General features: G+C 70.7%; 21 protein-coding genes and 1 tRNA gene. 4 read left to right on the forward strand and 18 right to left on the reverse strand.

Features of this window, described 5'->3' with window-relative positions; translation table 11 throughout:
- The 5 genes from BKN37_RS10895 to BKN37_RS27715 form a co-directional block, all read right to left on the reverse strand.
- On the reverse strand, positions 1 to 1,031 hold a 1,031-nt coding region (locus BKN37_RS10895), incomplete at its 3' end, for a copper resistance D family protein (RefSeq protein WP_131823566.1).
- Positions 1,032 to 1,082: 51 nt separating this feature from the next.
- On the reverse strand, positions 1,083 to 3,422 hold the full coding sequence (locus tag BKN37_RS10900; RefSeq protein ID WP_071025447.1) for a glycerol-3-phosphate 1-O-acyltransferase: 2,340 nt from the start codon (positions 3,420 to 3,422) through the stop codon (positions 1,083 to 1,085).
- Positions 3,419 to 5,035, reverse strand: a complete 1,617-nt coding sequence (locus BKN37_RS10905; RefSeq protein WP_071025450.1) for an HAD-IB family hydrolase/lysophospholipid acyltransferase family protein — start codon at positions 5,033 to 5,035, stop codon at positions 3,419 to 3,421. Before BKN37_RS10905 ends, BKN37_RS10900 begins: the two co-directional genes overlap by 4 nt.
- Positions 5,032 to 6,480: a wax ester/triacylglycerol synthase family O-acyltransferase gene (locus tag BKN37_RS10910; protein WP_071025454.1), complete on the reverse strand. Its 1,449-nt coding sequence runs from the start codon at positions 6,478 to 6,480 to the stop codon at positions 5,032 to 5,034. Before BKN37_RS10910 ends, BKN37_RS10905 begins: the two co-directional genes overlap by 4 nt.
- 126 nt (positions 6,481 to 6,606) lie before the next feature.
- Positions 6,607 to 6,864, reverse strand: a complete 258-nt coding sequence (locus tag BKN37_RS27715) for a hypothetical protein (RefSeq protein ID WP_083341718.1) — start codon at positions 6,862 to 6,864, stop codon at positions 6,607 to 6,609.
- On the opposite strand from BKN37_RS27715, the gene BKN37_RS10915 reads away from it, so the two are divergent.
- Both BKN37_RS10915 and BKN37_RS10920 read left to right on the forward strand, forming a co-directional pair.
- Positions 6,835 to 6,908: transfer RNA gene (locus tag BKN37_RS10915), tRNA-Arg, on the forward strand. The two genes, BKN37_RS27715 and BKN37_RS10915, sit on opposite strands and share 30 nt — an antisense overlap.
- Before the next feature lie 72 nt (positions 6,909 to 6,980).
- Positions 6,981 to 7,745 (forward strand): enoyl-CoA hydratase, encoded by a 765-nt coding sequence (locus BKN37_RS10920; RefSeq protein WP_071025456.1) that lies wholly within the window; start codon positions 6,981 to 6,983, stop codon positions 7,743 to 7,745.
- 24 nt (positions 7,746 to 7,769) lie between these two features.
- On the opposite strand, the gene BKN37_RS10925 is transcribed toward BKN37_RS10920, so the two are convergent.
- From BKN37_RS10925 to BKN37_RS10980, 12 genes are all read right to left on the reverse strand, one after another.
- Positions 7,770 to 8,966, reverse strand: coding sequence for a dihydrolipoamide acetyltransferase family protein (locus tag BKN37_RS10925; RefSeq protein ID WP_071025459.1), 1,197 nt, complete (start codon positions 8,964 to 8,966; stop codon positions 7,770 to 7,772).
- Positions 8,963 to 9,994: an alpha-ketoacid dehydrogenase subunit beta gene (locus BKN37_RS10930; protein WP_071025462.1), complete on the reverse strand. Its 1,032-nt coding sequence runs from the start codon at positions 9,992 to 9,994 to the stop codon at positions 8,963 to 8,965. Before BKN37_RS10930 ends, BKN37_RS10925 begins: the two co-directional genes overlap by 4 nt.
- A gap of 13 nt (positions 9,995 to 10,007) precedes the next feature.
- Positions 10,008 to 11,099: a pyruvate dehydrogenase (acetyl-transferring) E1 component subunit alpha gene (gene pdhA / locus BKN37_RS10935; RefSeq protein ID WP_071025465.1), complete on the reverse strand. Its 1,092-nt coding sequence runs from the start codon at positions 11,097 to 11,099 to the stop codon at positions 10,008 to 10,010.
- Positions 11,100 to 11,208: 109 nt separating this feature from the next.
- Positions 11,209 to 11,445 carry a type II toxin-antitoxin system BrnA family antitoxin gene (gene brnA, locus BKN37_RS10940; protein ID WP_071025467.1) on the reverse strand — a complete coding sequence of 79 codons (237 nt, stop codon included), beginning with the start codon at positions 11,443 to 11,445 and terminating at the stop codon, positions 11,209 to 11,211.
- Positions 11,446 to 11,639: 194 nt separating this feature from the next.
- A complete protein-coding gene (locus BKN37_RS10945) occupies positions 11,640 to 12,446 on the reverse strand; it encodes an HpcH/HpaI aldolase/citrate lyase family protein (RefSeq protein ID WP_071025471.1) in 807 nt (268 codons plus the stop codon).
- Positions 12,443 to 13,009: a MaoC family dehydratase gene (locus BKN37_RS10950; protein WP_095407053.1), complete on the reverse strand. Its 567-nt coding sequence runs from the start codon at positions 13,007 to 13,009 to the stop codon at positions 12,443 to 12,445. Before BKN37_RS10950 ends, BKN37_RS10945 begins: the two co-directional genes overlap by 4 nt.
- Positions 13,006 to 14,175, reverse strand: a complete 1,170-nt coding sequence (locus tag BKN37_RS10955; protein ID WP_071025474.1) for an acyl-CoA dehydrogenase family protein — start codon at positions 14,173 to 14,175, stop codon at positions 13,006 to 13,008. Before BKN37_RS10955 ends, BKN37_RS10950 begins: the two co-directional genes overlap by 4 nt.
- The gene (locus BKN37_RS10960; protein ID WP_071025477.1) at positions 14,172 to 16,160 is read right to left on the reverse strand and encodes an acetyl/propionyl/methylcrotonyl-CoA carboxylase subunit alpha; all 1,989 of its coding nucleotides are present in this window, start codon (positions 16,158 to 16,160) and stop codon (positions 14,172 to 14,174) included. Before BKN37_RS10960 ends, BKN37_RS10955 begins: the two co-directional genes overlap by 4 nt.
- Positions 16,161 to 16,165: 5 nt before the next feature.
- Positions 16,166 to 17,737: a carboxyl transferase domain-containing protein gene (locus BKN37_RS10965; protein ID WP_071025481.1), complete on the reverse strand. Its 1,572-nt coding sequence runs from the start codon at positions 17,735 to 17,737 to the stop codon at positions 16,166 to 16,168.
- Positions 17,734 to 18,375 (reverse strand): 3-oxoacid CoA-transferase subunit B, encoded by a 642-nt coding sequence (locus BKN37_RS10970; RefSeq protein ID WP_071025484.1) that lies wholly within the window; start codon positions 18,373 to 18,375, stop codon positions 17,734 to 17,736. Before BKN37_RS10970 ends, BKN37_RS10965 begins: the two co-directional genes overlap by 4 nt.
- Positions 18,375 to 19,118: a CoA transferase subunit A gene (locus BKN37_RS10975; protein WP_071025487.1), complete on the reverse strand. Its 744-nt coding sequence runs from the start codon at positions 19,116 to 19,118 to the stop codon at positions 18,375 to 18,377. Before BKN37_RS10975 ends, BKN37_RS10970 begins: the two co-directional genes overlap by 1 nt.
- Positions 19,119 to 19,189: 71 nt before the next feature.
- Positions 19,190 to 20,818 (reverse strand): AMP-binding protein, encoded by a 1,629-nt coding sequence (locus BKN37_RS10980; RefSeq protein ID WP_071025490.1) that lies wholly within the window; start codon positions 20,816 to 20,818, stop codon positions 19,190 to 19,192.
- A 78-nt stretch (positions 20,819 to 20,896) separates the two neighbouring features.
- On the opposite strand from BKN37_RS10980, the gene BKN37_RS10985 reads away from it, so the two are divergent.
- A complete protein-coding gene (locus BKN37_RS10985) occupies positions 20,897 to 21,577 on the forward strand; it encodes an SACE_7040 family transcriptional regulator (RefSeq protein ID WP_071025492.1) in 681 nt (226 codons plus the stop codon).
- A 7-nt stretch (positions 21,578 to 21,584) separates the two neighbouring features.
- Positions 21,585 to 22,319: an MmpS family transport accessory protein gene (locus BKN37_RS10990; RefSeq protein ID WP_071025499.1), complete on the forward strand. Its 735-nt coding sequence runs from the start codon at positions 21,585 to 21,587 to the stop codon at positions 22,317 to 22,319.
- Between the two features lie 5 nt (positions 22,320 to 22,324).
- Here BKN37_RS10990 and BKN37_RS10995 read toward each other — a convergent pair whose 3' ends face one another.
- On the reverse strand, positions 22,325 to 23,011 hold the full coding sequence (locus BKN37_RS10995) for a sensor domain-containing protein (protein ID WP_083341719.1): 687 nt from the start codon (positions 23,009 to 23,011) through the stop codon (positions 22,325 to 22,327).
- Between the last annotated feature and the right edge of the window lie 2 nt (positions 23,012 to 23,013).

Genomic DNA, 23,013 nt, shown 5'->3' on the forward strand with positions numbered 1-23,013 from the left:
CGCAGGAGCGGCGGGGGCGGCGGCGGGGTGCGGCCCAGCGCAACGGCCACCCCGAAGGTGACGCCGAACACCGCGGCCTCGGTCAGCGCTAACCGGATCAGCGCGCCGCGGGCGGCCGGATCGGCTTGCAGGGCCGCCACGCCGCGGCGCCGCTGCCGCCAGCCCAGCACCCCCAGCACCCCCAACGCGACGGCTTTGGCGAGCACCAGCCGGCCGTAGGCGGTGCTCAGCAGGTCCGACGGCAGCACCCGGACCAGGGCGTTGATGACGCCGCTGTATCCCATCGCCACGAAACACCACAGCGCCAGCAGGGAGAACCGCCGCGCGGCCAGGTCGGCGTGCTGCCCGCCGCGCACCGCGTGCACCAGCAGCGCCAGCAGACCGCCGGCCCACAGACCCGCGCTGAACAGGTGGATCAGCAAGCCGTTGGTGGCCAGGTCGTGCGCGCCGCCGGCCGACGAGTGACCGGTCAACCCCAGCGGCACCAGGGTGCCCAGCGCGGCGGCCAGCAGCACCGGGGTCCACGCCCAGCGCAGCACCGCCAGGCTGGCCAGCGCCACCGCCGCGGCCAGCAGCGCGGTCCACCGCCACGCGGTGGCGATGTCGATCAGGCTGGCCAGCGACCACACCGTCACCGGGTTGAGGTGGTTGACCAGCGGCTGGCCGGACACGTCGGAGATGGTCAGCGGCACCAGCAGCGCCGCGCACACCGCCCACACCCCGGACGCGACGCTGCCCAGCCGCAGCGCCCGGTAGCCGGCGACATCGAGCACCCCGTTGTCCTGCGGCGGGACCAAAAACGCGGCGAACAGGACCGACCCGACCGCCAGCACCGCCGCGACCTCGCCGGCCGCCCGGACAAACGGCAGTCCCAGCGTGGTGACCGGCCCCGGGTCGGGCAGGCCGGTGGCGGTCAGCGCGTCGGCCAGCGACAACGCGGCCAGCCCGGCCGCCACGCTCCCGGCCAGCACCGCGACGCCGACCAGCATCGGCCACACCGTCGCGTGTCTGCCGGAAGTCGTGGACGCCATACCTCCAGCGTATGGGCCTAGACTCGGGGCGGCTGAGCCGGGCCGACGGGCTCAGGAGTCGCGCTGGCGCCGCTCGGCTTCGCGGGCGACGAACTGCGCGCGGGCGATCTTGTCGACGTGGTTGATGTCGCGCAGGATGTCGCGCAGCTCGCGCCGAAACGCCGCCCGCCGCTCCATCAGGTCGCCCAGATCGTCGGCGGGCTGCAGCAGGTCCTGGTCGGCGGCCACCTGCCGCGCGGTCGCGAACAGCAAGGTGGACACCGACTCGCTGCTGCGCACCCGGCCTTGGGCCACGTACTGGCGACCGACCCCGAGCGCGACCTGGGTCAGGTCTTGGTCGCCGATCTCGGCCGGGGCGCTGCGCAACACGTCGGCGACGATCTCGTAGGCCTCGAAGAACACCCGCAGCATCGAGCCCGCCATCAGCGGCCGCTTGGCGTACAGCATGGCGTCGATCTCGTCGCCGCCGGCGGCGACCCGGGTTTCCCAGTCGCCGTGCCAGGCCATTTCTTCGGCGATGTTGGCCCGAAACGCCGCCGAGTCGGCGAAGTAGAAATCGAACTTCAGCAGGTCACGCAGCCGCATCGCCTGGTCCCAGAACGCCTGCAGCCGGTCGTCGTCGACCCGCCGCACGTGCGACAGCGCCAACTCGACGATGGAGGTTTCCAAGAAGGCGTGGATCACCGAGTTCCGGTAGAACGCGGCGGCATGCTCGTCTTCGGGGGCGATGCGCCACACCGGTTCGCGGCCGCCGTCCACCCGGGTGATCGGATGCCCGTTGGACAGCGCGTCGACCGCCGCGCGCACCCCTTCGGGGGTGCGCAGCCGCAGCGCACTGGTGGATACCGGGGTTTGCTTGCGGTCCAAGTAGTCCAGCGAGTCCTGCAGGGTGTGGTGCAGCTGGTCGAGGGTCAGCGCCAGCCCACGGGTGGTCAGCAGCAGCGCCGACACCAACCCGGTGGCGGTGATCGGGGTGGCCCGCAGGATCCGCCAGGCCACCTCGAACGCCATCTTCTGCAGCGCCAGCCGCCGGGCGGCGTCGTCGGTGGCGACCTCCCCGCCGGGGTCGCCGAGGTACTGGCGCATCGACACCGCCTCGGGGAAGCGGACGTAGATCTTGCCGTAGTTGCGTTCGCCCTGGGCCTTGATGAAGTTGTACAGCCAGCCGAAGCTCTCCGGGGTCTTCTCGCCGCCGCGGGCGTAGGCGGCGTACTCGGCGATCTCGTGCAACTGGTCGAAGCTGATCGACACCGGTTGCAGCAGAATGTCGTCGGCGCGCCCGTCGAGGTAGGCGTTGGCGACGTAGCTCATCAGGCCCAGCTTGGGCGGCAGCATTTTCCCGGTCCGCGACCGGGTGCCCTCGATCGACCAGCTCAGGTTGAACCGCTTCTCGACGACGTAGCCGACGTACTCCTTGAGCACGTACTTATACAGCGCGGTGTCGATGCTGCGCCGGATGAAGATGACCCCCGAGCGCCGCATCAGCGGACCCATCACCCCGAATGCCAGGTTGATCCCGGCGAACACGTGCACCGGCGGCAGCCGGTTCTCCTGCATCGCCACCGGCACCACCGCGCCGTCGATGTAGGACCGGTGGGAAAACAGCAGCACCGCCGGGTGGGCTTCCAGCGCGGCGCGCATCGCCGCGATCTGGTATTCGTCGTAGTCCAGGTCGGGGTCGAAGCCGCGGCTGAGCAGCCGGCCCAGCACCGACACCAGGTCGACCGACACCCGGCTCCAGCCGGTGGCCAGTTCGTCGAGCATCTTGCCGGCTTCTTCCAGGGTGGCGCCCGGGATCTTCTCCAGGCCGGCGCGGAACCGCGCGGACGCCAAGATCTCCGGCTTGACCAGCCGCGGCGACTTGTATTGCGGCCCCAGGATCCGGTACTCGGCGCGTTCCATCGCCAGAAGCGCCCGCCGGGTGACGAAGTGGGCGAAATCGCGGGGGCTGTCCCCCACCGTCTGGTCGCGCCACTGCTGACGCAGCTCGGACACCTTCGCCGATTCACCGGCCACCACCCGGACCCGGGACGGTTCGGTGTGCACGATCCGCCGCTGCTGACGTTCGTTGGGGTGGTAGGGATCTCGACCCGGCAGCACCGCCGCCAGCCGGGACAGCGCCGACGCGCCCGCCCGCGGCATCCAGAACACCCGCACCGGAACCACCGAGCGGTCCTCGTCGGCCTCCAGTTGCTCCACCAGCTGCGCCAGGGCCGCCGGGGCGGCGTCGCGGGCCGGCAGCTCCACCACGTCGATCTTGGTCTGCGGGTGCTCGGCGCGGTGCCGCCGCAGCCAGCTCTTGACCAGGTCGGCCTCCACCGCCGAGCTCACCGAGGCCAGCACCAGCGCGTCCTCGGTGGTGGTGAAGCTGACCGGTTCCGGTGTCGTCATGACCGCCCCCTCGGTTTGGGGTTGGCCGCCTTGGCCGCTTTGGGCGCGACTTTTTTGGCGGCCGCTTTTTTGGCCGCCTTGCGCGGCGCGGTCTTCGTGGCGGCCTTCCGGGCGGCCGGTTTGCGATACAGCCCGACCTCGGGCAGCTCGCCGTCCGGCCAGCTGGCCAGGGTGTCCAGATACAGTTGGCGCACCGCGGCGATCCGGTCGTCCAGGTTGTCCACCGTCCAGTCGTCGACGGAAATCGGCGGGAAGACAGCGACATCCACCGTGCCCGGGTTGATGCTGACCGAGTCCCGGGCGGCGACGACCTCGGCGTTGCGGATCACGATCGGCACGATCGGGATTCCGGCCGCCATCGCGATCCGAAACGGCCCCTTCTTGAACGGCCCGACCCCGGTGGTGTCCACCCGGGTGCCTTCCGGGGCGATCATCACCGACAAGCCCTTCTTGGCGCGCTCCTCGACTTGCTGCAGCGTCTCCACCGCAGCGGTGGGGTTGTCCCGGTCGATGAACGCGGCCTCGGTCAGCCGGCCCAGGGTGCCCGCGATGGGGTCGCGTTCAAGTTCCTTCTTGCCCACGCTGATCCAGTTGTCCCGCACCAGCGAGGCGGCGATGACCGGGTCCACCTGGTTGCGGTGGTTGAAGATGAACACCGCCGGCCGCTGCGCGGTCAGGTTCTCCTTGCCGAGCACGTGCAGCCGCACCCCGTTGATCCCCAACAGCAGCTGCGGAAAGTTCGCGGTGAAGAAGTTCACCCCGCGGCGCCGGCTGCGGGTGAGCAACCCCCACCCCACCGCGCCGGCGCCGACCGGGACCAGCGACCCCAGCCCGGCCACCGTGCGCAACTGGCCGAACAACCCGCCGCTGCCGCGGCTGGAAAACCGCAGAATCGGCCAGCCGCGGCGCCGCGCGACCGCGGCCATCTTGCCTTCGGGGTTAGTCGGTCGCGGGTTGCCGACCAGGTACATCAACGCCACGTCCTCGTCGCCGTCGGCGTAGAAGTAGCTGTCCTGCAAGTCGATATCGTGTTCGGCGGCGAACCGCTGCACGGCGGCGGCCTTACCGGGGCCCCACAGGATCGGGTTCACCACCCCGCCGGTGAGCACCCCGTTCTCGTCGGTCTCGAACCGGTTGGTCAAGGTGTTGGTGATGCCGAGGAACCGGGCCACCGGTTCGACTTGGATGGTCAATGCCGAGGAGCTGAGCACCACGGTGTGGCCACGGGCCAGGTGCGCGCGCACCAACTCCCGCATCTCCGGGTAGATCCGCGACGCGATCTTCTGCACGAACAGCCGTTCGCCGATCTCCTCCAGGTCGCTCAGCGAGCGTCCGCGCAGCGCCGAGGACGCGGTGGTGATGAGTTGTTCGAATTCGATGCGGCCCAACTGGTGGTTGAGGCCGGCCTGCACCATGCTGATCAGCTCGCCCACACCCATGTCGCGACGCCGGAACCGCTCCTGGGTGAGGATGACCGCGGTGAAGCCCGCCACCAACGTGCCGTCCAGGTCGAAGAACGCGCCGATTTTCGGCCCCGGTGGGCTGGCGGCGATCTCGGCGACCGACCCGGGCAGCCGCAAGGCGCGCGGCGAGGGTGCTTTGGTGTCGGTCATGAGCTCACCGCCGACGGCGACGACGCCAGCGTGCAGTGCGGGGCGGGGTCACCGGCCAGGGCCAGCACCTCGTCGAACCCCTCGGTCAAACAGCGGGTGAACAGCGCCGCGTCGCGGACCGCGGCCCGGTCGTAGCGCACCGTGATCGTGCAGAACCCGCCCCGGGAGATCAGCACGACCATCATCGCCACCCCCGGCAACGGCCCAAGGCCGTAGTGCCGCAACACCTTTGCCCCCGCGATATAGGTGTCCCCGGGGTAGAACGGCACATTGCTGGCCTGCACGTCGGAGGCGACGACCGAACCGGTCACCATCTCCAGAACCGACGTCGGCAGCACGCTCAGCACCGGCGCCACCGAACCGATCATGTCCAGGGCGGGTTCCTCGCGGCGCTGCGTCATCTGCGCGCGGATCCGCTTCATCCGCTCCACCGGGTCGGCGACACCGACCGGGGCGGCCACGTTCACCCCGGTGAAGCGGTTGCCGCCGGCGGGGTCGGCTTCGGCGCGCAGGTTGACCGGCACCGCCATCGGCAGCGTGGCGATCGGCACCCCGAGGGCTTCGTGGTAGCGGCCCAGCGCACCGGACAGCCCGGCCAGGTAGGCGTCGTTGACCGAACCGCCCCCGCTCTTGGCGGCCCGGTACAGGTCGGACAGCGGGATGTCGAGGGCGATGCTGCGGGTCGCCAGGCTGCGGCGGCGCAGCAGCGGCGACGGCTCGGCGGCCTGGCTGATCACCCGCGCGCCCGACCGCGCATAGCCGAGCACACCGGCCACCGCCGAACCCGGGTTGCGCACCGTGCGCCCCACCACCGAGAGCGCGCCGACGAGCACGTCGCGGGCACCGCCCACCACCGCGCCGGGCAGGTGGTTAATGCCTTCGCGCATCAGGTCATTGGGTGACAGATCTTGCGGCACCGGCTGCGGCGGCGTCGGCCGTTCGGGCGGGTCGCGCTCCAGATCGTAGATCTGGCCGAACATTTCGGCACCGCCCACCCCGTCGGTGACGGCGTGGCTGATGTGCAGCAGGGTCGCGGCCCGCCCGTCGGCCAGGCCTTCGACCAGCGTCACCGTCCACAGCGGCCGCGAGATGTCCAGCGGCGACTGCAGGATCACTTCGGCGAGATCGAGCACCTCGCGCAGGGTGCCGGGTTCCGGGGCCCGCACCCGCCGCACATGGAAGTCCAGGTTGAAGTCGGGGTCGACCACCCAGCGCGGCGCCGCCGTCGGCAGGGTCGGGACGACCACCTTCTGCCGCAGCCGCAACACCCGTCGGGACACGTTTTCGAAGCGGGCCCGGAACCGGTCCCAGTCGGGGGTGGCGTCCAGCAGCTCCACCCCCATGATCCCCGACCGAGTCCGCGGGTTGGCTTCGCCGCGGTGCAGCAGATAGTCGACCGCCCCCAGCTCGACCGGTAATCCGGCGGTATCGACAAGATCAGCCACGGCCGCCTCCCAACCCCTCTGCCCAGTTCTACATACCAAACCCAACGCTAACCCGGTGGACGCGGCAGCGAGAGCCGATTGTACGGATCGGTCCGCGCCGCCGCCGACCGCGAACGAAATGACGTGTCAATCGGTCGATTTGAAAAATCGGCCGGTGCCGGCGGCCCGTTGGCCGCGGCGTGAGGCGGTGCGGCGCAGCCGGTTCGGGGCGGCGCGCCCGCGCCCGGGCGCCGCCGCATCGTCGGCGACCCGCGGCCGGGTCACACCCTTCTCCAAAACCGGCAGCAGGATTTCCGGCGGGCGTGGCGGCTCCCGGCCGCCCGGTTCCCGGTTGGATAGACTGACCAGCGCATTGCCCCCGTAGCTCAGCTGGATAGAGCACATGACTTCTAATCTTGTGGTCGCAGGTTCGAGTCCTGCCGGGGGCGCCCACCGAAACTGTGTAGCACCCGTCCCGTAGCGTTGTTTGCGCTCATTCGCCCATCCCGCGGAGGTGCCCGATGGCCCAAGCCGACCTCGTCCGCTACGACGTTGCCGATCGCGTCGCGCTGATCACCGTCAACGACCCGGAGCGGCGCAACGCGGTCACCGCGGCGATGTCGGCGCAGTTGCGCGCCGCCGTGCAGCGGGCCGAGGCCGACCCGGCGGTGCATGCCGTCGTGGTCACCGGGGCGGGCAAGGCGTTTTGCGCGGGTGCGGACCTGAGCGCCCTGGGCGCGGCCGCCGAGCAGGGGCTGCTGGAGCTCTACGACGGTTTCATGGCGGTGGGCGCCTGCTCGCTGCCGACAATCGCGGCGGTCAACGGCGCGGCCGTCGGCGCCGGGCTGAACCTGGCGCTGGCCGCCGACGTGCGCATCGCCGGGCCGGCGGCGTTGTTCGACGCCCGCTTCCAGAAGTTGGGGCTGCACCCCGGCGGGGGCGCCACCTGGATGCTGCAGCGTGCGGTCGGAGTCCAGGCCGCCCGCGCCGCCCTGTTGTTCGGGATGCGTTTCGACGCCGAGGCCGCGGTCCGGCACGGGCTGGCCCTGCAGGTGGCCGACGACCCGGTCGCCGCCGCCCTGGAGTTGGCCGCCGGCCCGGCGGCGGCGCCGCGCGAGGTGGTGGTGGCCACCAAGGCCACCATGCGCGCCACCGCCAGCCCCGGCGCGCTGGACACCGACCAGCACCAGTCGGCGATGCGCACCGAACTCGGCCCGCAGGCCGCCTCGACGCAATCCCCGGAGTTCGCCGCCCGGCTGGCCGCCGCCCAACGCCGACGTCCCTGACTGTGCGGCGCACAATCGGCGCGGCTACAGGTCCAGCAGCGCGGTCTCGGGCGATTCGATGAGGCCGCGCAGCTCGCCCAGGAACCCGGCCACCTGCGCGCCGTCCGCGATCCGGTGATCAAACGCGCAGGTCAGCGTCATCTGGGGGCGGATGACGACGGCGTCGTCGACGACGACCGGCCGCGGTTTGAGCGATCCGATCCCCACGATGGCGGCCTCCGGCGGGTTGATCACCGGCACCCCCTCGTCCACCCCGAGGGCACCGAAGTTGGACACCGTGAACGTCGAGCCGCGCAGGTCGGCGGGGGTCAGCGTGCCGGCGTGCGCGTCGCGGATCAGCCGGTCCACGCACGCGGCGAGTTCGCGGGTGGTCTTGGTGTGCGCATCGGTGACCACCGGCACCAGCAGCCCGCGGGGGGCGGCCACCGCGACACCCAGGTGCACCCCGTGGTGGCAGTGCACCCGGGGGCCATCGGCGGTCTCCACCCAGCTGGAGTTGAGGACCCGGTGGTGGGTCAGGGCGATGACCAGCAGCCGCAGCGTGAGCACGAACGGGGTGATGGTGTCGTCACCGGCCGCCGCGGCCAGCCGGTCCCGCAGCGCCAGCAGCCGGGTGCCGTCGACCTGCACGCTGGCGTGCGCGTCCGGGATCTGGCGGCGCGACGCCGCCATCCGCTCGGCCATCGCCGCCTGCACCGCGCCGACCGCGACGACGTCGTAACCGGCGTCGGGCGGTGCGGTCTGGGCGGCGCCGAGGACGGCGTCGCGGGTGATCACCCCGTCCGGGCCCGGTGCCACCTCGGCCAGGTTGACGCCCAGTTCGGCGGCCAGTTTCCGGACCGCGGGCTTGGTCTTGGGTCGTGCGGCGGGGGTGCGGCGGCTGGTGTCGACCGCATCGTCGGCGCCGTAGCCCACCAGCACCGGCCGGCGGGTCGGGGTCTTGCCGTTGGGCGCCGCCGCGTCCGGCTGGGTGTCGATGCGCGCCAGCAGGGCGCCGACCGGCAGCACCGCGCCTTCGGGGCCGCCGAGTTCGACGATCCGGCCCGAGTACGGGCTGGGGATCTCCACGGCGGCTTTCGCGGTCTCCACGGTGCACAGCGTCTGGTTGAGGTGTACGTCGTCGCCGACGGCGACGTTCCAGCTCGACACCGTCACCTCGTCGAGACCCTCACCCAGGTCGGGCACCAGAAATGGTTTGACCCGGTCGGTCTCCGGGGTCACGGCATCTCCAGCGCGCGTTGGACGCAGTCCAGCAGGCGATCCGGGCCCGGCAGCCACAGCCGCTCCAGCCGCGCCGGCGGGTACGGGGTGTCAAATCCGCAGGCCCGCAACACCGGCGCCTCCAGCTCGTAGAACAGCTCCTCGGAAATGCGGGCGGCCAGCTCCGCGCCGTAGCCCAGGCTGCGGGGGCCTTCGTGCAGCACCACGCACCGACCGGTCCGCCGCACCGAGGCGGCGACGGTGTCGAAGTCCAACGGCACCAGCGACCGCAGGTCGACGACCTCCAGGCTCCACCCGTGCCGTTCGGCGGCGAGTTCGGCTGCCGACAGGGCGGTGCCGACCAGCGCACCGTAGGTCAACACGGTGACGTCGGTGCCGGCCCGGCGCACCGCGGCCCGACCGATCGGCGGTGCCGGGTGGGCGAAGTCGACGACGTCGCGGGCCCAGTAGCGACGCTTGGGCTCCAGGAACATCACCGGGTCCGGGCACCCGATGGCATGTCGCAACAGCCAGTAGGCGTCCGACGGGGTCGCCGGCACCACCACCTTCAACCCGGCGGTGTGCGCCCAATACGACTCGGTGGATTCCGAATGATGTTCGGCGGCACCGATTCCCCCGAATGACGGGACGCGGACCGTGATCGGCATATCGATCTGGCCGCGGGTGCGGGACCGGTATTTGGCCACGTGGCTGACCAGCTGGTCGAACGCCGGATAGGTGAACCCGTCGAACTGGATTTCGGGCACCGGCACAAAGCCGCGCAGCGCCATCCCGACCGTGATGCCGATCAGCGCGGACTCCGCCAGCGGGGTGTCGAAACAGCGCTGCTCGCCGAACGTTTCGGCTAACCCCTCGGTCACCCGGAACACCCCGCCCTGGGCGGCGACGTCGGTGCCGAAAACCAGCACCTTCTCGTCTTGGGCCATCGCGTCGTGCAGCGCCCGGTTCAGCGCCGCCACCATCGTCACCGACTCGGTCGGCGCGCGCACCGTCGTTGCCCGGGTGGGGGGTTCGGCGATCTGGGTCATGCGCGCACCTCCCTCACTCCGCCTGGGCCAGCTCGGCGCGCAGCGCTCGGCGTTGTTCCTCGAGCGCGGGGGTCATCTCGGCGAACACCGTGGTGAACAGTTCGTCGACGTCGATATCGGGTCCCTCCACCACCGCCGCCCGCAGCTCGGTGCGCAGCCGGTCCACCCGGGCCCAGATGCGGTCCTCGAGTCGCTGCGTCCACAAACCCTGGCCCTGCAAGTAGGTGCGGTAGCGCGGGATCGGGTCCAGCGCCGACCACCGGTCGAATTCGTCCTGGGGGCGATAACGGGTGGGGTCGTCGGAGGTGGTGTGCGGGCCCAGCCGGTAGGTGACCGCCTCGATCAGGGTGGGTCCGCCGCCGGCCCGGGCCCGCGCGGCGGCCTCGGCCATCACCGCGTAGCAGGCCAGCGGATCGTTGCCGTCGACCCGGATGCCGGGCATCCCGTAGCCGATGGCCTTGTGGGCGATCGACTCCGCGGCGGTCTGGTGGGCGACCGGCACGGAGATCGCCCACTGGTTGTTCTGCACGTAGAACACGCATGGCGCATCGAACACCGCCGCGAAGTTCAGCGCCTCGTGCGCGTCGCCCTCGCTGGTGCCGCCGTCGCCGAGGAACGCGACCGTGACCGAGTCCTCGCCGAGGCGTTGCGCGGCCATCGCGGCGCCGACCGCGTGCAAGGTTTGGGTACCCACCGGAACCGAGATCGGGGCGCAGCACTTCTCGGTGAAGCCCAACCCGCCGTTCCAGGTGCCGCGCCAGGCGGCGGCCACGTGGGCGGCCGGGATGCCGCGCACCAGGAATACGCCGAGTTCGCGGTATTGCGGAAACAACCAGTCGGTCTTGCGCAGGCAGGCGGCCGCACCGATCTGGGCGGCCTCCTGGCCGCGGCAGGAGGCGAACAGCGCCAGCTCCCCCTGGCGTTGCAGGTTGATCAGCTCGGTGTCCAGCTCGCGGGTGACCACCATCATCTCGTAGAGCCAGCACAGCGTCTCGGTGGGCAGAACCCGGCGGTACCGGGTTTCGGTGGTGGGGGCGCCGTCAGCGTCGATCAGCGCCACCGGCTCGAGGTCGATGGCCATCGCTGTTGGACGATTCTTGGCCATACCCGCCTCCTTGGGGCGCTTCCCTCAATTATGCCAGCGAATCCCGAGGGACCGTGCGCACGTGGAGCCGGGCTGTGGACGTGTCGCCGCATTTGCTGTCAGGCGACGGTCAAGCCGCGATGTGACCGCCCTGGTCAAGCTTCTCGGCGATCCAGACCTTGATAAGTGATTGGCGGGTGACTCCGAGCCGCGTCGCTTCGCGGTCGAGTTCGGCGATCATCCAGACCGGGAAATCGACGTTGACACGCCGATGTTCCTCGCCGGGGCGCCGTGCCCGCGCGGTATCGAGGGCGGCAGCCATGTCCTCGCCGTTGTCGAACCGTTCGTCGAACTCGTTAGCTTTCATAGATCGCTACCGCGCCTTCCCGTGAGCGTCGCACGGAGGCCACCGGCGTTGACTCTGCGCTGACCACGCAAAAGTTCGAGAAGGGCGCCGGGTGGACGCAGAGTCAACGCGCCTGAAGTCAGGCATGCGTAGAAATTGCACCGAAATGACACCGAATCCGGCCCGAGTGAGGGACGCCGCATCGGTCGGCGGCTTTACTCCGCGCGGCGCAGGATCGCCTCGGCGTGCCGCAGCACCGGGGAGTCCACCATCTGGCCCTCGAACGCGAACACGCCGCGTTCGGTGCGGGCGGCCTCCAGCACCCGGCGCGCCCAGTCGACCTTGTCCGGCGCCGGGCGGTAGGCGTTGCGCACCACCGGGATCTGGCTCGGGTGGATGCACACGGTGGCGTCGAACCCGACCGCCGCCCCGTCGAGTGCCTCGGCCTCCAGCCCGGCCAGGTCACCGATGTCCAGATGCACGGCGTCCAGCGCCATCCGACCGAACGCCGAGGCGGCCAGCAGCGCCGTGGAGCGCACGTGGCGGGCCACATCCCGGTACCCGCCGTCGGCGCGCCGGCTGGAGCCGCCGCCCAGCGCCGCCACCAGGTCTTCGGCACCCCACATCAACGCCACGGTGGCCTCGGCGGCGGCGATTTCGGTGGCGAACACCGCCGCGCGCGGGGTCTCGATCAGCGCGATCACGTCACGCGGCGCCAGCGCCGCGACCTGGGCGGCGGATTCGGTTTTCGCCAGCATCACCGTGGTGTAGGGAGTGCCGGCCAGGGCCTCCAGGTCGCGGGCCTGATCGTCGGTGCCGGCCGGGTTGACCCGCACCACGGTGCGCGCCGGGTCCAGCGGGGTGTCGACCAGCGCCTTGCGGGCGGCGGGCCGGTCGGCGGCCGCGACCCCGTCCTCGAGGTCCAGGATCACCACGTCGGCGGCCGCGGCGGCCTTGGCGAACCGCTCCGGACGGTCGGCCGGGCAAAACAACCACGCCGGACCGGCCGCACGCAGGCTCATGCGCCGTCTCCGTCCGGCCGCTTGCGCACCAGGGTGGTGCGCACCGCGCGCGCCACCACCTCGCCGTCCTGGTTGCGCCCGATGTGCTCGAGGGTGACGATGCCCTCCCCGGGGCGGCTCTTGGATTCCCGCTTGCCGGTGCAGACGGTCTCCGCGTACAGCGTGTCGCCGTGGAACACCGGCTTCGGGAACGACACCTCGGTAAAACCCAGGTTCGCCACGATGGTGCCCAACGTCAGCTGCGCCACCGACAGCCCCACCAGCGTGGACAGCGTCAGCATCGAGTTCACCAGCCGCTCCCCCCGAAAGCCGGGCTGCTGCCCGGCCCAGGCCGCGTCCAGGTGCAACGACTGGGTGTTCATCGTCAACGTGGTGAACAGCACGTTGTCGGCTTCGGTCAGGGTGCGTCCGGGCCGGTGGGCATAGGTGGTGCCGATCTCGTATTCCTCGAACCACAATCCGCGCTGTTCGACGGTCTTCCCCTCGCCGAGTGGGAATCCTGCGACGCGACGCGCCGACGCGGCGTCGCCAGATTCCGTCTCGCCGGGGTCGGGGCGGCTCACGCGAGCCCCAGCGATCGCGCGATAAGCATCAGTTGCACCTCCGTTGTGCCCTCTCCGATTTCGAGGATCTTGGAATCCCGGTAGTGCCGCGCCACCGGGTACTCGTTCATGAAACCGTAGCCGCCGTGGATCTGGGTGGCGTCGCGGGCGTTGTCCATCGCCGCCTCCGAGCTGACCATCTTGGCGATCGCCGCCTCCTTCTTGAAGGGCTGGCCCGCCAGCATCTTGGCCGCCGCATCGTAATAGGCGGTGCGCGCGACGTGGGCCCGCGCCTCCATCCGGGCGATCTTGAAGCTGATCGCCTGATACGACCCGATCGGCTGCCCGAACGATTCCCGTTCGCCGGCGTACTTCACGCTTTCGTCGACGCAGCCCTGCGCCACCCCGGTGGCCAGCGCGGCGATCGCGATGCGGCCCTCGTCGAGGATGGACAGGAAGTTCGCATACCCGGTGCCGCGGGCGCCCAGCAGGTTCTCCTCGGGCACCCGGGCGTCGACGAAGGTCAACGGGTGGGTGTCCGAGGCGTTCCAGCCGACCTTGTTGTAGGTCGGCTCGACGGTGAATCCCGGTGTGCCGGACGGGACGATGATCGTGGAGATCTCTTTCTTGCCGTCGGCGCGGGTTCCGGTGACCGCGGTGACGGTGACCGCGGCGGTGATGTCGGTGCCCGAGTTGGTGATGAACTGCTTGGACCCGTTGATCACCCACTCCCCGCCGTCCAGCCGGGCCGTGGTGCGGGTGCCGCCGGCGTCGGAGCCCGACCCCGGCTCGGTGAGCCCGAAGCCGGCCAGCGCGGTGCCCGCGGTCAGCCGCGGCAGCCACTGCTGTTTCTGCTGCTCGGTGCCGAACCGGTAGATCGGCATCGCGCCCAGGCTCACCCCGGCTTCCAGCGTGATCGCCACCGACTGGTCGACCTTGCCGAGTTCCTCCAGCGCCAGCGCCAGCGCGAAGTAGTCGCCGCCCATGCCGCCGTATTCCTCCGGGAACGGCAGGCCGAACAGCCCCATCTCCCCCATCTTGGCGACGACCTCGTACGGGAAGCTGTGCTCCTCATCGTGTTTGGCCGCCACCGGCGCGACCAGGGTGCGCGCGAAATCGGCCACCGTGTCGCGCAGCTCCCGGTATTCGTTGGGCAGGGTAGCTGCCGTGGTGATGCTCGTCGTCATGACTGCTCGTCCTCTTCCGCGTTCTCGGGCACCAGTCGCGCCAACACCTGGTCCACCGTGACCTGGTCGCCGACCGACACCAGCACGTCGACCCGGCCGGAGATCGGCGCGGTCAACGTGTGTTCCATCTTCATCGCCTCCACGACCACCACCGCGGCGCCCTCGGCGATCTCGGCGCCGGAGGTGACGTGCACGGCGATCACGCTGCCGGGCATCGGGCTGACGATCTCGGCCTGCCGCGGGCCGACGGACCGGACCACGGTGCTCTCCTCGGCCTCCCGCAGCTGCCAGGTGCCCCGCTCGTCGGCGATCCACAGGTGCCGGTCCGCCTCGGCCACCGCGAAGCACCGGCGCACGCCGTCCAGCGTCACACTCAGCTGCCCGTCGCGCAGTTGCCCGCTGGCGCAGCAGATCTCACCATCGCCGACCTGCACGCGCGCCGAGTGCGGCAGCCCCCACACCGAGACCGTCTCGGTGCGCAGCGGGGTGCGCATCGCGGTGCGCACCGGTGCGGCGCCGCCGACCCGCCACCCGCTGGGCGCCGCCCACAGGTTGTCGCCGGCGCGGCGCGCCAACGCCCACTGCCGATACAGGCCCCCGGCGGCCAGCACATCGTCGGGCGCCGGCGTCGGCGCGAAGTCGGCCAGCCGCGCGTCCAGCAGCCCGGTGTCCAGGTCCCCGGCGGCGACCCGCTCGTCGGCCAGCAGGAAGCGCAGGAACTCGATGTTGGTCTGCACCCCGAGCACCGCGGTGCCGGCCAGCGCCGCGTCCAGCCGCGTTAGCGCTTCGGCGCGGTCGGCGCCGTGCGCGATCACCTTGGCCAGCATCGGGTCGTAGTCGCTGCCCACCACGGTGCCCGGCTGCAGCGACGAGTCCACCCGCACCCCGGGCGCGGCGGGTTCGACCACGTCGAGCACCCGCCCGCCGGTGGGCAGGAAGTCGCGGGCCGGGTCCTCGGCGTAGACCCGGGCTTCGATGGCGTGGCCGCGCAGCTCGATGTCGTCCTGGGCGAACGGCAGCTTCTCCCCGGCCGCCACCCGCAGCTGCCACTCCACCAGGTCCAACCCGGTGACGGCCTCGGTGACCGGATGCTCGACCTGCAGCCGGGTGTTCATCTCCATGAAGAAAAACTCGTCGGGCCGGTCCGCGGAGACGATGAACTCCACCGTGCCGGCGCCGAGATAGTCGACGCTGCGGGCGGTGTTGCAGGCCGCCGCGCCGATCCGCGCCCGGGTGCCCGGGTCCAGCAGCGGCGACGGCGCCTCTTCGATGACCTTCTGGTGGCGGCGCTGCAGGCTGCATTCGCGCTCCCCCAGGTGCACCACATGGCCCTGCCGGTCGGCGAGCACCTGCACCTCGATAGGGCGGGGGCGCAGCACGACCCGCTCCAAAAACAGCGTGTCGTCCCCGACCGACGCCGCCGCCTCCCGCCGCGCCCCGACCAGCGCCGGCCGCAGCTGCGCGGGATCCTCGACCAGGCGCATGCCCTTGCCGCCCCCGCCGGCCGACGGCTTGACCAGCACCGGATAGCCCACCTCGGCGGCCGCGGCGACCAGGTCGTCGTCGGTCAACCCCGGCCGGGCCACCCCGGGCACCACCGGCACATCGAAGGCGGCGACGGCGTTCTTGGCGGCGATCTTGTCGCCCATCACCTCGATGGCGCGCGCCGACGGGCCCAGGAACACCACCCCGGCGCGTTCGCAGGCCGCGGCGAAATCCGCGTTCTCCGAGAGGAACCCGTAGCCGGGGTGGATCGCCTGCGCGCCGGTGCGCGCCGCGGCGTCCAGCACCTTCGCGATGTCCAGGTAGCTCTCGCGGGCCGGGGCCGGACCCAGCCGCACCGCGGTGTCGGCCTCGCACACGTGCCGGGCGCCGGCGTCGGCGTCGCTGTAGACCGCCACCGCCCTGATGCCCAGTCGGCGCAACGTGGCGATCACCCGCACCGCGATCTCGCCGCGGTTGGCCACCAACACCGTGTCAAACATGGGCCTCACATCCGGAAAACGCCGTAGGAAACCGGGTCCAGCGGCGCGTTCGCGCACACCGAAAGCGCAAGCCCCACCACGGTTCTGGTCTGCGCCGGGTCGATGATCCCGTCGTCCCAGCACCGCGCGGTCGAATAGTACGGGTTGCCCTGCGCCTCGTACTGGTCGCGGATCGGCGCCTTGAACTGCTCTTGCTGCTCGGCCGTCCACGGCGTGCCCGCCGCCTCGAGCTGATCGCCGCGCACCGTCGCCAGCACCGACGCGGCCTGCTCACCGCCCATCACCGAGATCCGGGCGTTGGGCCACATCCACAAAAACCGCGGCGAATACGCCCGGCCGCACATCGAGTAGTTGCCGGCGCCGTAGGAGCCGCCGATCACCACGGTCAGCTTCGGCACCCGGGCGCAGGCCACCGCGGTGACCATCTTGGCGCCGTGTTTGGCGATGCCGCCGGCCTCGTAGTCGCGGCCCACCATGAACCCGGCGATGTTTTGCAGGAACAGCAGCGGGGTGCGGCGTTTGTCGCACAGCTCGATGAAATGCGCGCCCTTGACCGCGGATTCGCCGAACAGCACCCCGTTGTTGGCGATGATGCCGACCGGATGGCCGTGGATGCGGGCGAAGCCGGTCACCAGCGTCTTGCCGTATTCGGCCTTGAACTCGGCGAATTCGCTGCCGTCGACCAGCCGGGTGATCACCTCGTGCACGTCGTAGGGCACCCGCGGGTCCGGCGGCACCACGTCGTACAGCTCGGTGGCCGGGTGCTGCGGTTCCCTGCTGCGGATCACCTCCCAGGGGCTGGGTTCGCGCGGGCCGAAGGTGCTCACGATCCGCCGCACGATGCGCAGCGCGTGCTCGTCGTCGTCGGCCAGGTGGTCGGTGACCCCGGAGATCCGCGAGTGCAACGCGCCGCCGCCGAGTTCTTCGGCGGTGACGATCTCGCCGGTGGCGGCCTTGACCAGCGGCGGGCCGCCCAGAAAGATGGTGCCCTGCTCGCGGACGATGACGGCTTCGTCGCTCATCGCCGGCACGTACGCGCCGCCGGCGGTGCACGAGCCGAGCACCGCGGCCACCTGCGGGATGCCCGCCGCGCTCATCGTGGCCTGGTTGTAGAAGATCCGCCCGAAATGCTCGCGGTCCGGGAACACCTCGTCTTGGCGGGGCAAAAACGCGCCGCCGGAGTCGACCAGGTACAGGCACGGCAGCCGGTTACCCAGCGCCACCTCCTGGGCGCGCAGGTGCTTTTTGACCGTGATCGGGTAGTAGGTGCCGCCCTTGACGGTGGCGTCGTTGGCGACGATCACGCATTCGCGCCCGGACACCCGCCCGATGCCGGTGATGATGCCGGCGCCGGGGCACTCGTCGTCGTACATGCCGTCGGCGGCCAGCGGGGACAGCTCCAGAAACGGGCTGCCCGCGTCCAGCAGCCGGTCCACCCGGTCGCGGGGCAACAACTTGCCCCGCGCGACGTGGCGTTCCCGCGCCTTCTCGCTGCCGCCCCGGGCGGCGGCCGCGAGCTTGGCATCCAGCTCGGCGACCAGCCGGCGGTGCTCATCGGTGAAGGTGGCGGTGGTCATGATGCGACCGGAAGCACCAGCGGCGGTTCGGTTTTGGCGACCACCTCATCGACGGACACCCCGGGCGCGGTCTCCACCAGGTGCAGCCCGTCGGCGGCGACGTCGATGACGGCCAGGTCGGTGATGATGCGGTTCACGCACCGCGCCCCGGTCAGCGGCAGGCTGCAGTGCTCGACGATCTTGGCGCTGCCGTCCTTGGCGGTGTGCTCCATCATCACGATCACCCGCCGGGCGCCGTGCACCAGGTCCATCGCCCCGCCCATGCCCTTGATCATCTTGCCCGGGATCATCCAGTTGGCCAGATCACCGACGGCCGAGACCTGCATGGCGCCCAGCACCGCGACATCGAGGTGGCCGCCGCGAATGATCCCGAACGACGCCGAGGACGAGAAGAACGACGCGCCGGGCCGGGTCGTGACCGTCTCCTTGCCGGCGTTGATCAGATCCGCGTCCAGGTCCTCGCGGCGCGGATACGGCCCGACGCCCAGGATGCCGTTCTCCGAGTGCAACACGACGGTCACGCCGGCGGGAATGTGATTGGGGATCAGCGTGGGCAGGCCGATGCCGAGGTTGACGTATTGCCCGTCTTGCAGCTCGGCGGCCACCCGCGCGGCCAGTTCGTCTCTGGTAAGGGCCATCAGCGCACCGTCTCCTTCTCGATCCGCTTGACCGGGTTGGGCACGTGCACCACCCGGTGCACGTGGATACCCGGGGTGTGCACCTGCGCGGGGTCGATCTCGCCGGGCTCGACGAGGTGCTCGACCTCGGCGATGGTGATCCGGCCGGCCGCCGCGCAGTCCGGGTTGAAGTTGGCCGCGGCCTCCCGGTACACCAGGTTGCCGTGCCGGTCGCCCTTGAAGGCGTGCACCAGGGCGAAGTCGGTGCGGATCGCGTGCTCCAGAACGTAAGTGCGGCCGTCGAATTCGCGGGTTTCCTTGGCGGGCGAGGCCACCGCCACCGCGCCGGAGGAATCGTAGCGCCACGGCAGGCCACCGTCGGCGACCTGCGTGCCGACCCCGCTGGGCGTATAGAACGCCGGGATGCCGACCCCGCCGGCCCGCAACCGTTCGGCCAGCGTGCCCTGCGGGGTCAACTCCACCTCGAGTTCACCGGACAAGAACTGCCGGGCGAATTCCTTGTTCTCGCCGACATAGGAGCTGACGGTGCGCCGGATCCGTTTGTGGGCTAACAGCACACCCAGGCCGATCCCGTCGACGCCGCAGTTGTTCGACACCGTCTCCAGATCGCGGACCCCCAACTCCAGCAGCGCCGCGATCAGCGCCTCGGGGATTCCGCACAGCCCGAACCCGCCGACGGCCAGCGACGACCCGTCGGTCACGTCGGCGACGGCGTCCGCCGCCGTGGCCACGACCTTGTCCATCGCCACCCGCCTCTCGATTTCAGTTAATAATCATTAACTGACGCCGACAATACCATTCTCGCGACGCGCTGTCAGTCGCCGCGCAGGTATTCGCTGGCCTGTTCGCGCATCAGGTCCTTGCGGACCTTCCCGGTGACCGTCATCGGGAACTCGTCGACCACCCGCAGGTAGCGCGGGATCTTGAAGTGCGCGAGCCGCCCGGCGCAAAACGCGCGCAATCCCTCGATCGTCAGCTCCGGCGCCCCATCCCGCAGTTGGACCACCGCCATCAGCTCCTCGCCGTAGACCTCGTCGGGCACCCCGATGACCTGGGCGTCCACCACGTCGGGATGGGTGTAGAGGAACTCCTCGATCTCGCGGGGGTAGATGTTCTCCCCGCCCCGGATCACCATGTCCTTGATCCGGCCGGTGATCTGCACATACCCGTCGTCATCCATCGTCGCCAGGTCCCCGCTGTGCATCCAGCCGTCGGCGTCGATGACCTGCGCGGTCTTGTCCGGCTCGTTCCAATACCCGGTCATCACCGAATAGCCCCGGGTGCAGAACTCGCCCACCGCGCCGCGCGGCACGGTCGCCCCGGTGTCCGGGTCGATCAGCTTGATCTCCAGGTGCGGGCACACCCGCCCGACGGTGCTCACCCGCCGCGCCAGCGAGTCATCGGCCCGGGTTTGGGTGGACACCGGCGCGGTTTCGGTCATGCCGTAACAGATGGCCACCTCGGCCATGTGCATGCGCTCGATCACCGTGCGCATCACCTCCGCCGGGCACGGCGAGCCGGCCATGATCCCGGTGCGCAAACTGCTCAGGTCGTAGTCGGCGAAATCCGGCGCGCCCAGCTCCGCGATGAACATCGTCGGCACCCCGTACAGGCTGGTGCAGCCCTCGTCGTGCACCGCGCGCAGCGTGGCCACCGGGTCGAAACCCGGTCCCGGAATCACCATGGCCGCACCGTGACTGGTGGCCGCCAGATTGCCCAGCACCATGCCGAAGCAGTGATAGAACGGCACCGGGATGCAGACCCGGTCGGTCTCGGTGTAACCCAGCAGCTCCCCCACCAAATAACCGTTGTTGAGGATGTTGCGGTGGCTCAGCGTCGCGCCCTTCGGGTATCCCGTTGTGCCCGAGGTGTATTGGATATTGATCGGGTCGCGCGCAGCCAGCCGTGCCGCGATCCCCGCCAACAGCGGCGGGTCGGCCGCGCCACCGGACAGCTCCTCCCAGCGCGCACCGCCCAGAAACACCACCTCCCCCACCGCCGGGCACCGCGGCGTCACGTCGGCCAGCATCGCGACGTAGTCGGAGCCCTTGAAACCGGGGGCGGCGATCACCATCGCCGGCCCGGACTGGCGCAGCGCGTACTCCAGCTCGTGACCCCGGTAGGCCGGGTTGATCGTCACCAGCAGCGCACCGATCTCGGCGGTCGCGTACTGCACCAGCACCCATTCCCACCGGTTCGGCGCCCAGATCCCCACCCGGTCACCGGGTCCGATCCCGGCGCGCACCAGCCCGGTCGCCAACCGGCGCACATCGGCCCGCAGTTCGGCGTAACTCCACCGGCGCCCGGCCGCCACGTCGACCAGCGCCGCCCGCTGCGGGAACCGCGCCGCGGTGGCCGCCAGGTTGGCTCCGATCGTCGCCTCCAGCAACGCCGGGTGAGTCTCCCCGCGGGCGTAGGACTGCGCCGCCACGTCATCCTCCACCGGATCGCGAAGGCCAAGTTCACCAGGACTAACGCGTGTTACGTTAGTGACGATTAACCGAAGTGTCTAGGAGCCGTCATGGCAGCGTCCGCCCCCACCGGCCGCGGTAGCGACGCGGAGGCACCCAGTCGCCGAAGCCAGCTGAAATCCGATCGGCGCGGCCAGTTGTTGTCGGCCGCCGAGCGGCTCTTCGCCGAACGCGGTTTCCAGGCGGTGCGGCTGGAGGACATCGGCGCCGCCGCCGGGGTCAGCGGTCCGGCCATCTACCGCCACTTCCCCAATAAGGAGTCGCTGCTGGTGGAGTTGCTGGTGGGGATCAGTACCCGGCTGTTGACCGGTGCCCAGCAGATCCGGTCGCAGCCATCCGGGGCGGCCGCCAAGATGGGCCAGCTGATCGACTTCCACCTGGACTTCGTGTTCGGGGAGCCGGATCTCATCCGCATTCAGGACCGTGACCTTGCGCAACTGCCCCCGCCCGCCGAACGGCAGGTGCGGCACGCGCAACGCCGGTACGTGGAGATCTGGGTCGAGGTGCTGCGCGAGCTGGATCCCGCGCTGGCCGAGTCCGACGCCCGGCTGATGGCGCACGCCGCGTTCGGCCTGCTGAACTCGACGCCGCACAGCATCAAGCCCGCCGGCGGCCGGCCGACGCCGTCGGCGCGCTCGCGGGCGTTGATGCGGGCGATGACGCTGGCCGCGCTGCACGTGACCGGTGACGATGAGCACCGGATCGGCGCGCAGGTACCCTGCAAGCCATGAGGTGTGCATGAGCGATCCGTATCGACCCGGGCAGTCGGGCTGGCAGGGATCCGAACCGACGGACCGCTATCCGGCGTACACCGATCCGGCCTACGCGGGGCAGACCCCGACCTACGGCGCCGGCTACCAATCCGCGTACCCGCCGGGCCCGACCGAGCCGGCCGCCCAGCAGCAGTGGGGGCCGGCCGAACCGCAGCCGACCGGCAGTGAACCCCCGCCACCCGAACCGCCGAAGTCACCGAAATGGTTGTGGCTGGCGGCCGGCGCGGCGGTGCTGCTGGTGGTGGGGCTGGTCATCGCGCTGGTGATCGCCAACGGGTCGGCCAACAAATCCGCCACGGTCACGCCGTTTCCCGGCACCCCCAGCACCAAGGCCGGCACCCGCAGCCCGGTCCCGACCACCAGCGGCCGGTCCCCCACGACGACCACCGAGCCGGGCACCGGCGGCACCTCGCCCACCACGACGTCCGGCTCGGGCGCACCCCAGACCGTGGTCTACAGCGTCACCGGCTCGGGGCGGGCGATGAGCATCATCTACACCGACGCCGACGGCGTGGTGCAAAACGAGTTCAACGTGCCGCTGCCGTGGAGCAAGGAAGTCACCCTGGACTCCTCGACGCCGGCCAGTGTGACCGTGGCCAACATCGGTGAAGAAGTCACCTGCACGATCACCGTCGACGGCGCGCAGGTGTCGCAACGCACCGGGTCGGTGCTGACGGTCTGCCTGTCCAACGGCGGCTAGCCGGGTTACGCGGTGGAGTGCAGCAGCTCGTCGATTTTCGCCAGCCGCTGCGCGGCCAGTGCCTGATTGTCGATCGAGCGATCCGGCGAGCAGGTGACCACCTCGGCGACCACGTTGGCCTTGGCGATCACCGAAAATTCGCAGATCCACTGCTCACCAGCCAGATTCGTCGACCAGTGCGCGATCTCGGGTGCGCTGGCGGTCAACGGCGTCGGGTCCACCGTGTATTTCCTGCCGGCATCACCCCATGCGCTGACCGGGTGTTGGCAGCGGGTGACCGTGTCGCGCACCGATTTCAGGAAACCCGCCGCGTCGAAGTCGCTGGGGTAGGTCGCCGACGCCTCCAGCAGTTGGTGCTGGTCGGCGGAGTTGTCGACCTGGGTGCGGGCCTCGCGACCGGTGTAGTCGGTCGGGAACAGCGGGAAACGACCGAACCCCACCACCCCGTGGCAGTCCGCCGGGTCGGCGGCGATGAAGATCGCCGCCTGCATGTTGGTCTCAAACAACGGGCTGCCCGGGACCACCGCCAGCGAATCCGACGGGGTCAGCAAATCCTGGAGTTGGGCCGGCTGAATGGGGCCGCCGGGTGCGGTGCCGCCCCGCTCGGCGGCGTGCGGGCTGCCGGCGACGACGGTGCTGCACGCGGCGGGTGCCAGGCACAACGCCAGCGCCAGCCATCGGAGGCGGTTCACGG

Source organism: Mycobacterium talmoniae (assembly GCF_001854525.1).
Classification (GTDB): domain Bacteria; phylum Actinomycetota; class Actinomycetes; order Mycobacteriales; family Mycobacteriaceae; genus Mycobacterium; species Mycobacterium talmoniae.

What these genes read in the sequence shown, in the direction of transcription:
- BKN37_RS27715 (WP_083341718.1), bottom strand. Translation starts at nt 6,864, where the DNA reads ATGTGCTCTATCCAGCTGAGCTACGGGGGCAATGCGCTGGTCAGTCTA.
- BKN37_RS10955 (WP_071025474.1), bottom strand. Translation starts at nt 14,175, where the DNA reads ATGACGACGAGCATCACCACGGCAGCTACCCTGCCCAACGAATACCGG.
- BKN37_RS10930 (WP_071025462.1), bottom strand. Translation starts at nt 9,994, where the DNA reads ATGACCCAGATCGCCGAACCCCCCACCCGGGCAACGACGGTGCGCGCG.
- BKN37_RS10905 (WP_071025450.1), bottom strand. Translation starts at nt 5,035, where the DNA reads ATGACCGACACCAAAGCACCCTCGCCGCGCGCCTTGCGGCTGCCCGGG.
- BKN37_RS10945 (WP_071025471.1), bottom strand. Translation starts at nt 12,446, where the DNA reads ATGAGCCTGCGTGCGGCCGGTCCGGCGTGGTTGTTTTGCCCGGCCGAC.
- BKN37_RS10985 (WP_071025492.1), top strand. Translation starts at nt 20,897, where the DNA reads ATGGCAGCGTCCGCCCCCACCGGCCGCGGTAGCGACGCGGAGGCACCC.
- BKN37_RS10960 (WP_071025477.1), bottom strand. Translation starts at nt 16,160, where the DNA reads ATGTTTGACACGGTGTTGGTGGCCAACCGCGGCGAGATCGCGGTGCGG.
- BKN37_RS10900 (WP_071025447.1), bottom strand. Translation starts at nt 3,422, where the DNA reads ATGACGACACCGGAACCGGTCAGCTTCACCACCACCGAGGACGCGCTG.
- brnA (WP_071025467.1), bottom strand. Translation starts at nt 11,445, where the DNA reads ATGAAAGCTAACGAGTTCGACGAACGGTTCGACAACGGCGAGGACATG.
- BKN37_RS10965 (WP_071025481.1), bottom strand. Translation starts at nt 17,737, where the DNA reads ATGACCACCGCCACCTTCACCGATGAGCACCGCCGGCTGGTCGCCGAG.
- BKN37_RS10975 (WP_071025487.1), bottom strand. Translation starts at nt 19,118, where the DNA reads ATGGACAAGGTCGTGGCCACGGCGGCGGACGCCGTCGCCGACGTGACC.
- pdhA (WP_071025465.1), bottom strand. Translation starts at nt 11,099, where the DNA reads ATGGCCAAGAATCGTCCAACAGCGATGGCCATCGACCTCGAGCCGGTG.
- BKN37_RS10990 (WP_071025499.1), top strand. Translation starts at nt 21,585, where the DNA reads ATGAGCGATCCGTATCGACCCGGGCAGTCGGGCTGGCAGGGATCCGAA.
- BKN37_RS10920 (WP_071025456.1), top strand. Translation starts at nt 6,981, where the DNA reads ATGGCCCAAGCCGACCTCGTCCGCTACGACGTTGCCGATCGCGTCGCG.
- BKN37_RS10970 (WP_071025484.1), bottom strand. Translation starts at nt 18,375, where the DNA reads ATGGCCCTTACCAGAGACGAACTGGCCGCGCGGGTGGCCGCCGAGCTG.